Origin of the sequence: Entomomonas sp. E2T0 (genome assembly GCF_025985425.1) — a bacterium.
GTDB lineage: Bacteria > Pseudomonadota > Gammaproteobacteria > Pseudomonadales > Pseudomonadaceae > Entomomonas.
In genome coordinates this window covers 1,270,210-1,282,430 of record NZ_CP094972.1, presented here as the reverse complement: position 1 = coordinate 1,282,430, position 12,221 = coordinate 1,270,210, and the positions used below count along the sequence as shown (strand labels likewise).

The following is a 12,221-nucleotide window of genomic DNA, read 5'->3' as shown; positions in this document are numbered from 1 at the left end:
ATGTGCTCCAATTATTTCCTATAATTTATTTAAACTACTACCTTGGTTTGTTAACTGCTCGAATAAAATCTGTTGTGCTGACTTAGGTATTTGATTACCTGTTGGCACTGAACGAATGTAACTACCATCACTTTGTAAAATCCAACTATGCGTATTATCACTTAAATAAATTTCTAACTCTTTCTTAACCCGTGTAATTAGTTTTTTACCTTCAATAGGGAAACAGGTTTCTACACGCATATCTAAATTGCGCTCCATCCAATCAGCGCTAGATAGATAGATTTTCTCTTCACCACCATTCAAAAAATAAAATACTCGGCTATGTTCAAGAAAACGACCAATGATTGAACGTACCTGAATATTTTCAGAAACACCAGCCACACCTGGCCTTAAACAACACTTACCACGAATAATTAAATCTATCTTAACTCCTGACTGGCTAGCCTTATAAAGTGCTCGAATCATCTTAGTATCAGTCAGCCCATTAATTTTTAAAATAATACGAGCAGGTAGTCCCTTACTAGCAGCTGCTGCTTCACGGTTAATCATTTCTAACAAGTTTTTCTTAAGGGTAAATGGCGAATAAAGTAATTTTTTCATCCGTTGTGTTTTACCCATGCCGATCAGTTGACCAAATAACTTATGTAAATCTTCACATAAGGCCACATCAGCTGTTAACAAACTATAGTCTGTGTATAATTTTGCATTACTTGCATGATAGTTGCCCGTACCTAAATGAGCATAACGACGTAATTCATCACCTTCACGGCGTAACACTAAACACATTTTAGCGTGAGTCTTAAAGCCTACTACGCCATAGGTAACAATAGCACCAGCTTCCTGTAAACGAGTAGCTAATTGTAAGTTAGATTCTTCATCAAAACGGGCACGTAACTCAATAACAGCAGTCACTTCTTTACCGTTACGGGCCGCTTCCACCAAACCATCTACCACCTCAGAATTTGCCCCTGTGCGGTATAAAGTTTGTTTAATAGCCAGCACATTAGGGTCTTTTGCTGCTTGTCTTACAAAATCAACTACAGGTGTAAAAGACTCATAAGGATGCAGTAATAACACATCAATTTTTGACAGAGTAGCAAATAGATTATCTTTCTTTTTCTGTAAAACTCTTGGGATCACAGGCGAAAAAGCTTTACTTTGTAAGTCTGGGTGGCCTGCTAAACTGGTAATACTAAAAAGTCGCGTTAAGTTTACCGGTCCATTAACTTTATATAGCTCCCCTTTAGAAAGGCTAAATTGTTCGCTTAAATAATTAGATAAATGCTCTGGACAAGCATCCACTACTTCTAACCGAACCGCATCACCATAGCGACGGGAAAACAACTCACCTTTTAATGCTCTGGCTAAATCTTCTACATCTTCAGCATCTACTGACAAATCAGCATTACGGGTTAACCTAAATTGATAACAGCCTTTAACCTGCATACCAGGAAATAAATCATCTGCATGGGCATGAATTAATGATGATAAGAAAACAAAATTATCACCAGCACCACCTACCTGTTCAGGAATCCTAACAATTCTAGGTAATGATCGAGGCGCAGGAATAATAGCTAACCCTGAGCTACGCCCAAACACATCAGTACCTTCTAACTCAACAATAAAATTAAGGCTTTTATTGACTAACAATGGAAATGGATGGGTTGGATCTAAACCTATTGGACTGACAATTGGTGCTATCTCTTCTTTAAAAAATTTGCGTGCCCATGTTTTAATTTTAGGATTCCAATGGCGACGACGAATAAACCGAATATTCTGTTCAGCCAATGCAGGTAGTAAAACCTCATTCAGAATACGATACTGACGTTCCACTTGGTGGTGTACAACTGTATTCAATTGCTTTAGCACTTGTCGAGGCAATAACCCATCTGCACCAATTTGTTCGCGGGAAAACTTTACTTGCTTTTTAAGGCCAGCCACACGAATCTCAAAAAACTCATCTAAGTTACTAGAGAAAATTAATAAAAATTTTAAACGTTCTAATAGCGGATAAGATTCATCCAGTGACTGCTCAAGTACTCGTATATTAAACTCTAACAGTGAAAACTCACGATTTAAATACAAACTATAATCATCGAGATTAATGGGCGTTTCGTCTTGTTTAATAGGTTCAATTGTTTCATCAACAATCTCTACTATGTTTGCTTCCACAATTTCCTGATTCTTTTTATCTTTTGTATTCATCACTATATTTCCAACCTTTACAGAAATATTAACTATTCTTTAGTTGCTGAGCTGCATATTTAGCAAAATAAGTTAAAATTCCATCAGCTCCCGCTCGTTTAAAGCCTACCAATGTTTCCATAATAATACTTTCAGAAAGCCAACCATTGTTTATAGCGGCCATCTGCATGGCGTATTCACCACTCACTTGATACACAAAGGTAGGCACTTTAAAGGCTTGTTTTACCCGATACACAATATCAAGATAAGGCGTACCTGGTTTAATCATCACCATATCTGCACCCTCAGCTAAATCAAGGGCAATTTCATGCAATGCTTCATCACTATTAGCGGGGTCCATTTGATAATTAAACTTATTCGATTTTCCTAAATTACTGCTTGAGCCTAATGCATCACGAAATGGTCCATAATAAGCACTGGCATATTTAGCCGAGTATGCCATCAATCTTGTGGTATGGTAATCGGCCACCTCAAAAGCTTCACGAATTGCTTGAATGCGTCCATCCATCATATCTGATGGAGAGATAATCTGTGCGCCAGCCTCAGCATGAGACAAACTTTGTTTAACTAGTGCTTCAATGGTTACATCATTAATCACATAGCCATCTGCATCAATAATACCATCTTGACCATGTGTGGTATAAGGGTCTAACGCCACATCAGTCATAACCCCCAATTCAGGTACATTTTCTCTTAATGCACGAATGGTACGTTGTATTAACCCATCAGGATTCCAAGCCTCACGTCCATCTTCTGTTTTTTTACTAGGATCTATCACTGGAAATAAGTCGATAGCTGGAATACCTAATGCAACTAATTGCTCAGCTTCTTTTAATAACTCATCAATGGATAGCCTTTGCACACCAGGCATAGAAGACACATCTTCACGGTAACTTTTTCCTTCCGTAACAAATACTGGCAAAATTAAATCATTCGCTGTTAATTGATGCTCACGAACTAAGCGTCTTGAAAAATCATCAAAACGATTGCGACGTAATCTAGTAGCTGGAAATAATCGGTTGGAATAAGAAAAAGACACCTTTGCCTCCTAATAAGCTAAATTTCTTCGATTATACGCTTAATTTAACAAAATCATGCATAATCGTCTTACTTATTATTCTACTTGAATCTATCGTACTCTGTAGCAAATTAAATATTTTTAAATACTTTACGAACAATAAGTTAGATTTTGTCACGATTTATCTTACAATACGGTAGGACTTTTTTGTTTATACTGGTAAGTTATAACCTATTATTATCATTTACAATAAGATCATCATATGATGGAACAACTGCTTAACGATTATGGCTATCTAGCTTTATTTATAGGAACGTTTTTAGAAGGTGAAACCATTCTTGTATTAGCTGGAATCGCTGCAGCGCACGATTTCCTAGACTTAAAAACCGTTATTATTGTAGCTTTTATAGGCAGTTATTGTGGGGATCAACTTTGGTATTTTTTAGGTAGATACTATGGTATTTCCCTTTTACAAAAAAGACCAAAATGGCAAAAATCTGCAGATAAAGCATTAATCTATTTTAGAAAGAATCCTGACTTATGGGTTCTCACTTTCCGCTTTATGTATGGGCTACGTACTATTATGCCTGTCGCTATTGGTATCTCAGGCTACTCCCCCAAACGCTATGTAATTCTTAATGGCATAGGTGCCATTATATGGTCAATTGTATTAGGCAGTACCGCTTATTATTTTGGTACGATTGTGTTGAGTTATTTAAAAGATTACGAACTTATATTCCTAGGTGCTATTGTTGCTCTTGCCCTTTTCTTATGGATAAGGCGTTTTATAAAGAATAGGAAACCCCCCCAATAACTACATAGCTGTTGCTATACAATTTTAGACGAGGCGAATGACTGAAGACAGTACAACTAGTACGGCAAAGTCATTCAACGACGTATAAAAATGTAGAGTAATAGCTATATAACGCTTCCTTGCGTTATGGAGAGTTACATAGGTACTTCAATCAACAGAATTCGACTATCTGCCCTCTCAGGCGTAATCTTAATGGTAGATTCACCTGTAATACCTAATGCATCCTGATCTAAAAGCTTGATATTACCAACAGTTGCTTCACCTTGAATAATAAATGCATAAACACCATTGTTTACATCATGCAGCTTATATTCAATAGGTTTTAACTCATTAAAATGCCCTAGAGAAAACCATGCTTGTTGGTGAATCCATGCCCCTTCATCATCTGGATTTGGAGACACAATTTGCTGGAACTCATTTAAACGCTTCTCATCAAATTTAATTTGTTGATAACGTGGTGTCACACTCTTTTGATTAGGAATAACCCAAATTTGTAAGAGATGCACTAGCTCTTCTTGGCTTGCATTGTATTCACTATGCAAAATACCTGTTCCTGCACTCATTACCTGTATTTCACCTGAGCGAATTACAGAGGTATTCCCCATACTATCTTTATGTTCCAATGCTCCAGATAAAGGAATAGTAATAATCTCCATATTATTATGGGGATGAGTACCGAATCCTTCACTAGGTAACACTCTATCTTCATTAATAACCCTTAAAGCACCAAAATTTATCTTTTCAGGATCATAATAATTAGCAAAACTAAAACTATGATAAGCTTCAAGCCAACCATGTTGAACATGACCACGATCATTAGCTTTATGTAATATAGTATTTAACATATCAACCTCCTAAGTTTCATTAATATCCATAATAATACTTTCTTTACATAAAACAATAATCAAAACTGGAACAATGTATTGTAATTAATTAACTAATTAAATAATCCCTGTTGTTATCTTTTGCTATAATAATCACCAAGCCAACCATACCTTCATTTCAAAGGAGCTACTATGCCTACTAAAAAAATAGCTGTAATCCTTGCAGGCTGCGGGGTTTTTGATGGCAGTGAAATTCATGAATCTACTCTAACATTACTTTATTTAAGTGAACAAGGAGCAGAAATACAATGTTTTGCTCCTAATATTAATCAAGCACACGTTATTAATCATGTTACTCAACAAGAAGCTGCTGAAATGCGTAATGTTCTTGTGGAGTCTGCGCGTATTGCTCGTGGTCATATAAAAGATATTACTGAACTTAATGTAGATGATTTTGGCGCCCTCATTATTCCAGGTGGTTTTGGTGCTGCTAAAAATCTTTCAGACTTCGCTTTTAAAGGTGCTGACTGCACGGTTAATCCTGACGTATTGACTGCTGCTCAAGCCTTTGCCAAAGCTGAAAAACCAATTGGTTTAATATGTATCGCTCCACATTTAGCCCCTAAAATATACGGTAGAGGCATTATCTGCACTATTGGTAAAGACACCAATACTGCTGCTGAAATAGAAAAAATGGGGGCTATTCATCAAGATTGTACAGTAGATAATATTGTAGAAGATAAAGCTCATAAACTGATTACAACACCAGCCTATATGCTAGGTAAATCTATTGGTGATATTGCACCAGGTATTAGAAAGTTGGTAGTACGTGTTTTACAACTTACCGATTTTCAGTAATTAAATTAATTTCTTAAGCCTCCTTACCTAGGAGGCTTTTTGCTTTGTACTGTTTCTATCCACTCATTAGCTGAGACACTATCATGCTAGAAAAGCTATTCAAATTAAAAGCCAACAATACCACTATTAGAACTGAGATAATTGCTGGTTTTACTACCTTTCTAGCCATGGCTTATATTCTGTTTATTAATCCCAATATATTAAGTGATGCCAATGGTGCTGGAATGGATCACTCAGCTGTATTTGTAGCCACTTGTTTAGCTGCGGTTATTGGCTCTCTCACTATGGGTTTGATTGCTAACTACCCACTAGCTTTAGCACCAGGCATGGGACTTAATGTTTTCTTCTCCTACACTGTAGTTCATACTATGGGATACAGTTGGCAAGTTGCTTTAGGAGCTGTATTTATTTCAGCTACGCTATTTTTTATGCTATCGCTTTTTAGAATTCGTGAATGGATTATTAATAGTATCCCTCTAGCATTACGTTCAGCTATCGCTGCTGGTATTGGCCTATTTCTCGCTATCATCGGTTTACAAAAAGCGGGGATTATTATGGGAAACCCTGCAACCCTAGTGACTATCGGCGATCTTACAAAGCCTGAACCGTTACTGGCTATTTTAGGTTTTTTTATTCTTATTGCCTTAGAGGCTCGTAAAGTACCCGGTTCAGTAATTATTAGCATATTAACGATTACTATTATCAGTATTGTGCTGGATATTACTCCTTTTAAAGGCATTGTCTCTACTCCGCCCTCTATTGCACCTACTTTTTTACAGCTTGATATTGCAGGTGCTTTTCAAGTGGGTATGATTGCCGTTATCTTTTCGTTCTTATTTGTCGATCTATTTGATAACTCAGGCACATTAATTGGTGTGGCCAAGAAAGCAGGGCTTATGCGTGCCGATGGTTACTTACCAAGAATGGGGCGAGTACTAATTGCTGACAGTACTGCCGCTATGTCTGGTTCATTACTAGGTACATCTACCACTACAAGTTTTGTAGAATCTACAGCGGGGGTTGCCGCAGGTGGTCGTACTGGTCTTACTGCTTGTGTGGTAGCACTGCTATTTTTATTAGCCTTATTTGTTTCACCGCTTGCAGAAAGTGTCCCTTTATTTGCTACTGCCCCTGCACTACTTTTCGTAGCTATTCTTATGGCCTCTGGATTAGCAGAAATTGATTGGCATGATCTCACTACTTCAGCACCTGTGTTAATTACTGCCATCGCCATGCCTTTTACTTATTCAATTGCTAATGGTATTGCTTTTGGCTTTATTAGTTGGACGGCTATTAAGTTATTAACTGGGCGCACCAAAGAAGTTAACTCAGCATTAATCATACTTTCTATTCTATTTATTTTAAAATTTGCTTTTTTACACGAATAATTTATGCATACACTATTACCCAATCCAGCTCAGTACAATGCTCAATTAACAGAGAAGCAGCAATATCTTACAGACTTACTAGCTCCTTTTAATGCACCTACTTTAGAAGTATTTGACTCTCCTGCTGAATACTATCGCATGCGTGCAGAATTTAGACTATGGCGTGAAGGTGAACAACTTGATTATGCAATGTTTAAACAAGGCGATAAACACACACCCATTTTATTAGATAGTTTTGCTATTGCTAGTCAACAAATCAATGAGTTAATGCCACAATTAAAAGCAGCATGGCAAGCCAGTAAAACATTATCTAATCGACTTTTCCAAATTGAATTTTTAACTACTCTTAAAGGCGATGCTGTTGTCACCCTTTGCTATCACCGCCCTTTAGACGAGCAATGGCAAACAGAAGCTGAACACCTTGCCAAACAACTTAATATCAATATTATTGGCCGCTCTCGTAAACAGCGTTTAGTGATTGGCAGAGATTATGCTTTAGAAGAATTTACAGTAGCAGGTAAAATCTTTACTTATCTACAACCTGAAGGTGCATTTACTCAACCTAATGGTATTGTTTGTAATAAAATGCTTAATTGGGCTTATGATGTATTAGGTACACGTAATGATGACCTATTAGAGCTTTACTGTGGCAATGGTAACTTTACTCTCCCCTTGTCAACTAGAGTTCGCAAAGTATTAGCCACAGAAATCAGCAAAACCTCTGTTAAAGCAGCTTTACAGAATATTGCTGATAACCATATAGATAATATTAGTTTAGTAAGGCTATCCGCTGAAGAGCTGACCCAAGCACTTAATCAAGTACGTCCTTTTAATCGACTGGCAAATGTTGATTTAACCAGTTATCAATTCGCCACTGTTTTTGTTGATCCACCTCGAGCAGGCATGGATAAAGATACTTGCGAGCTGGTTCGCCAATTCCAAAGAATTATCTACATCTCCTGCAACCCAGAGACTTTACTAGAAAATATCAAGCAACTAGCAGACACTCATCAAATTAGTCGCTGTGCATTATTTGATCAATTTCCCTACACTCATCATATGGAAACAGGCATTTTATTAGAAAGAAAATAACACTTTGTTGCTATTTGTTCAGAAATATCTCTGCATTTTTCCAAAAAATACAGTATGATATGCCCCCGCTATAAAAATAATAGCGTATTTAACTGATATTATGGAAATATAACTCCATAATCTTACGAATTTTATCTAGTTTTTCGCAGATCCCAACCATTACACTGCTCGGGTTAGTAATAAACAAGGCATAAGCAGCTTAAGTTTTTGGGTACTTGCGATTGCACATTGAGGCATTTCCATGACCCAGAAAAAAAACAGCTCATTTGCTGAGCTTGGCATTCATCCTAGTGTTTTAGCTGCCATTGCAGCTGTTGGTTACGAAGAACCATCTCCTATTCAAGCAAAAGCCATTCCAGAAATTTTAGCTGGCCAAGATATTATTGGCCAAGCACAAACAGGAACAGGTAAAACAGCCGCTTTTGCATTACCTATTTTAAGTAAAATTGATCCTACTAATCGCCATACCCAAGTATTGGTATTAGCACCTACTCGCGAATTAGCATTACAAGTAGCAGATGCATTTGAAAGCTATGCCAAACAAATGCCTACTGTTAAAGTAGCAGCTATTTATGGTGGGGCACCTATGGGGGCACAACTTAAAGCAATCCGTAATGGTGTACAAGTGTTAGTAGCTACCCCTGGTAGATTATGTGATCACTTACGCCGTGATGCTAATTTCTTATCAGGCGTGCAATTTCTTGTTTTAGATGAAGCAGATGAGATGTTAAAGCTTGGTTTTATGGATGATTTAGAAAGCATCTTTAAAACACTGCCTAAAAAACGTCAAACCGCTTTATTTTCAGCTACTTTACCTGCATCTATCAAGGCTATTGCTGAAAAACAATTAAACGATCCAAAACATATTAAAATAGCCAACAAGACACAAACTGTTGAAAGTATTGAACAAACCTATTTAATGGTGCATCCAGATCAAAAGAACGCAGCTGTATTACGTTTATTAGAAGTAGAAGACTTTGATGCATTAATTGCGTTTGTTCGCACCAAACAAGCTACCTTAGATTTAGCAATGGAATTAGAGATCAAAGGTTACCGTGTTGCAGCATTAAATGGTGATATTGCACAAAATCAACGTGAAAAAGTAATTGAATCATTAAAAGATGGTCGTTTAGATATTGTGGTAGCTACTGACGTAGCAGCTCGTGGTTTAGATGTACCACGTATTACTCACGTATTTAACGTAGATATGCCTTATGATCCTGAATCATATGTACATCGTATTGGCCGTACTGGTCGTGCCGGTCGTACAGGTAAAGCTTTATTATTAGTGACACCACGTGAACGCCGTATGTTACAGACCATTGAGCGTGTAACTAAACAAGAAGTAAGCGAAGCCACTTTACCTAATGCACAAAGCATTTTAGTAGCTAGAATTAAACGTTTAACTAAAAATCTACAACCTTTTGCCAAACCAGAAGATAACCAACAACACTACATTGATCTAGTTAATCAATTAACCACTGATCTTACTTGCTCAGTAGAAGAATTAGCAGTTGCCTTATTACGTCGTGCTACTAATCGTCGTCCATTAACCGTGGAAGAAATTGAAAGAACCGAACCTAAACTAACTCCAATCAGTAATGTGAAGCGTGAGCCTAGAGAGCGCAAAGAACGTGGTGATAGAAAGGAAAGAGGTGATCGTAAGGAACGTGGCGAACGCGGCGACAGAAAAGAAAGGGGCGAACGTAAAGAGCGCGGTGAGCGTAGCGAACGCGGACCAAGAATAGAGCGTGAAGGCCGTTCTAGCAGCCGCTCTAACGATAGAGTATCAGAAGGAAAAGTACGTTGTCGTACACCTGTTGGTAGTTTAGATGGTGTTGCTGCCAAGAACTTATTAGGTGCTATTCTTAATGAAGCCAGCATTAATAAAGATCAAATTGGTAAAATTACTATCCGTGACAGCTTCAGTATAGTAGAACTTCCTGAAAAAGGATTAGATAAAATCCTAACTAAGCTCAAAGATACTCGAGTGGCAGGTAAACCATTAAAACTTCGTCGCTATCGCGAAGATTAAATTAAACTAAAAGCCGACATTATGTCGGCTTTGTTTAATATCAGGGAAATATAATGGAAGAAATTCGTTATCAAATAAATATGTCATATACATTAACCATGCTTAAAAAATCTGTTTTCCGCTATTGGATAAGAGCTCTAGGCTGGCGTTATTTTATAGCAATGTTATTTATTGGCTTCTGTTTTATTAGTGCAATAGTTAAAGGCGATACCTCATGGATGATGGGTGCTTTTTCGGTAATATTTACTGCGGGCATACTATTTGGTATCAGTGTTTACCTTAATAATCGCTACCATGTTTTAGGTACATTTAATGCGTTACAGAATCCTACTGTTACCTTTAAAGTTTATGATGAAAAATTTGCTCTCGCCTCAGAGCTAGGTGAAGGGGAATGGCCTTGGTCAGCAATCAAAGAAATTTGGCGATACTCAGATACATGGTTGGTTTTCCTAGCACGTGCTAGTTATGCAACATTCCCTTTAGAAGCTATTCCTACTGAAGCACAAAGCTTTATATTAGAAAAAGTGCAGGAAGCAGGCGGCCAAATTAAATAACGTGCAATTACTTAATCAGTTTCTAAATAGCTGGAAAGATATTACTACCCATAAAAAAGTCTGGGCACTTACCCTGCCAATGATTTTATCAAATCTTTCTGTACCATTAGTATCTCTCGTAGATACTATGGTAATGGGTAGATTACCAGAAGCACATAATTTAGCAGCAGTCACCGTAGGAAGCACTAGTTATCTTTTTATAGCGGGCTGTTTAAGCTTTTTCCGTATGGGCACTATTGGCTTTACAGCACAGGCTGTAGGTCGTCAGCAAGGATCTGCATTAAGACAAATCCTTATGCAAAGTTTATTGCTAGCACTTAGTTTATCCATACTCCTTATTTTTTTAGCCATTCCCTTTTATCAGCTCACTTTATATTGGATTCAACCGAATCAAGAATTTCATGAAGCTGCTCAACAGTTTTTTAATTGGCGTATTCTAGGACTACCCGCGGCTTTACTTAACTACACTTTAGTAGGCTGGTATTTAGGTTCACAAAATGCACGTATTCCACTAATAATATTAATTACCACCAATATTATTAATATGGTGTTATCTGTTTGGTTTGTACTCTATCTTGATAAAGGAGTTATAGGTGCAGGACAAGCTGCTGTAATTGCTGAATGGTCTGGCTGTTTAATAGGCTTTTGTTTTATTTATGTTCCCCTCAAAAAATATGTAGGGCAATGGTTCTTATCTACATTAAAACATTGGAGTACTTGGAAAGCGCTGCTTACTGTTAATAGAGATATTTTTATCCGCAGCCTAACCTTGCAAGGAGTATTCTTTTTACTAATGATTCAAGGTGCACGTTTAGGTGAAGAAACTGTAAGTGCCAATATCATTATTATTAATGGCCTGACCATTACCGCTTATATCCTCGATGGTTTTGCCCATGCCATTGAAGCATTATGTGGCAAAGCCATTGGCGAAAAAGACAAACTTGCTCTTAAAACCACCCTAATTGTGGCCTGTGGGTGGGCATTACTAGCTAGTTTATTATTCGCTATTAACTTTCTACAATTTGGGCATTATTTCATTAACTTACAAACCACCATTGTAAGTATTCGAGAACAAGCTTATCCGCTTATTCCTTATTTAGCTATCTTACCTTTAATCGCTGTTTGGAGTTACTTATTGGATGGTTTATTTATTAGTGCAACACGTGCTAAAGAAATGCGTAATAGTATGCTACTTGCCTTTATTATTAGTTTACCGTTAGGCTTTATTTTGCAGCCATTGGCTAACAATGGCTTATGGATAACCTTTCTAACCTTTATGGCATTACGCAGTATTATATTGGGCTATATTAGTTGGAAAATTACTAAACAGAATCAATGGATTAATCAAGAAGCATAAAAAAAAGGGTTAGCCTAAGGGAAGTACTAACCCTGTGAGTGAAACGTAATTATTCAATAAAGCAAATAAAACCGTT

Annotated in this window: 10 protein-coding genes; 7 read left to right on the top strand and 3 right to left on the bottom strand. The window is 37.2% G+C overall.

All coding sequences use genetic code 11. The annotated features are described in order from the left end of the window. Window positions 1-18 precede the first annotated feature (18 nt). Together ppk1 and hemB are read right to left on the bottom strand one after the other, a co-directional pair. The gene (ppk1, locus tag MTZ49_RS06175; protein ID WP_264747842.1) at window positions 19-2,205 is read right to left on the bottom strand and encodes a polyphosphate kinase 1; all 2,187 of its coding nucleotides are present in this window, start codon (window positions 2,203-2,205) and stop codon (window positions 19-21) included. Between the two features lie 28 nt (window positions 2,206-2,233). After that, window positions 2,234-3,244 (bottom strand): porphobilinogen synthase, encoded by a 1,011-nt coding sequence (hemB, locus tag MTZ49_RS06170; protein ID WP_264747476.1) that lies wholly within the window; start codon window positions 3,242-3,244, stop codon window positions 2,234-2,236. A 241-nt stretch (window positions 3,245-3,485) separates the two neighbouring features. Between hemB and MTZ49_RS06165 the strand changes: the two genes are divergently transcribed. Further along, window positions 3,486-4,037, top strand: a complete 552-nt coding sequence (locus MTZ49_RS06165) for a DedA family protein (RefSeq protein WP_264747475.1) — start codon at window positions 3,486-3,488, stop codon at window positions 4,035-4,037. A gap of 134 nt (window positions 4,038-4,171) precedes the next feature. Here the strand turns inward: MTZ49_RS06165 and MTZ49_RS06160 are convergent, their stop codons facing one another. Beyond that, window positions 4,172-4,882, bottom strand: coding sequence for a pirin family protein (locus MTZ49_RS06160; protein WP_264747474.1), 711 nt, complete (start codon window positions 4,880-4,882; stop codon window positions 4,172-4,174). Window positions 4,883-5,053: 171 nt separating this feature from the next. On the opposite strand from MTZ49_RS06160, the gene elbB reads away from it, so the two are divergent. The 6 genes from elbB to MTZ49_RS06130 all read left to right on the top strand — a co-directional run bounded on the left by elbB (window position 5,054) and on the right by MTZ49_RS06130 (window position 12,145). After that, complete coding sequence (gene elbB / locus MTZ49_RS06155) at window positions 5,054-5,719, top strand: isoprenoid biosynthesis glyoxalase ElbB (RefSeq protein WP_264747473.1); 666 nt, start codon at window positions 5,054-5,056, stop codon at window positions 5,717-5,719. An 83-nt stretch (window positions 5,720-5,802) separates the two neighbouring features. Continuing rightward, window positions 5,803-7,107 carry an NCS2 family permease gene (locus tag MTZ49_RS06150; RefSeq protein ID WP_264747472.1) on the top strand — a complete coding sequence of 435 codons (1,305 nt, stop codon included), beginning with the start codon at window positions 5,803-5,805 and terminating at the stop codon, window positions 7,105-7,107. 3 nt (window positions 7,108-7,110) lie between these two features. Next, window positions 7,111-8,199, top strand: a complete 1,089-nt coding sequence (trmA, locus tag MTZ49_RS06145) for a tRNA (uridine(54)-C5)-methyltransferase TrmA (RefSeq protein WP_264747471.1) — start codon at window positions 7,111-7,113, stop codon at window positions 8,197-8,199. Window positions 8,200-8,440: 241 nt separating this feature from the next. Next, complete coding sequence (locus tag MTZ49_RS06140) at window positions 8,441-10,234, top strand: DEAD/DEAH box helicase (protein ID WP_264747470.1); 1,794 nt, start codon at window positions 8,441-8,443, stop codon at window positions 10,232-10,234. A gap of 53 nt (window positions 10,235-10,287) precedes the next feature. Next, window positions 10,288-10,788 (top strand): YcxB family protein, encoded by a 501-nt coding sequence (locus MTZ49_RS06135; protein ID WP_264747469.1) that lies wholly within the window; start codon window positions 10,288-10,290, stop codon window positions 10,786-10,788. A gap of 1 nt (window position 10,789) precedes the next feature. Continuing rightward, window positions 10,790-12,145, top strand: coding sequence for an MATE family efflux transporter (locus tag MTZ49_RS06130; protein ID WP_264747468.1), 1,356 nt, complete (start codon window positions 10,790-10,792; stop codon window positions 12,143-12,145). Window positions 12,146-12,221 lie beyond the last annotated feature (76 nt).

What these genes read in the sequence shown, in the direction of transcription:
- ppk1 (WP_264747842.1), bottom strand. Translation starts at nt 2,205, where the DNA reads ATGAATACAAAAGATAAAAAGAATCAGGAAATTGTGGAAGCAAACATA.
- MTZ49_RS06165 (WP_264747475.1), top strand. Translation starts at nt 3,486, where the DNA reads ATGATGGAACAACTGCTTAACGATTATGGCTATCTAGCTTTATTTATA.
- MTZ49_RS06160 (WP_264747474.1), bottom strand. Translation starts at nt 4,882, where the DNA reads ATGTTAAATACTATATTACATAAAGCTAATGATCGTGGTCATGTTCAA.
- elbB (WP_264747473.1), top strand. Translation starts at nt 5,054, where the DNA reads ATGCCTACTAAAAAAATAGCTGTAATCCTTGCAGGCTGCGGGGTTTTT.
- MTZ49_RS06150 (WP_264747472.1), top strand. Translation starts at nt 5,803, where the DNA reads ATGCTAGAAAAGCTATTCAAATTAAAAGCCAACAATACCACTATTAGA.
- trmA (WP_264747471.1), top strand. Translation starts at nt 7,111, where the DNA reads ATGCATACACTATTACCCAATCCAGCTCAGTACAATGCTCAATTAACA.
- MTZ49_RS06140 (WP_264747470.1), top strand. Translation starts at nt 8,441, where the DNA reads ATGACCCAGAAAAAAAACAGCTCATTTGCTGAGCTTGGCATTCATCCT.
- MTZ49_RS06135 (WP_264747469.1), top strand. Translation starts at nt 10,288, where the DNA reads ATGGAAGAAATTCGTTATCAAATAAATATGTCATATACATTAACCATG.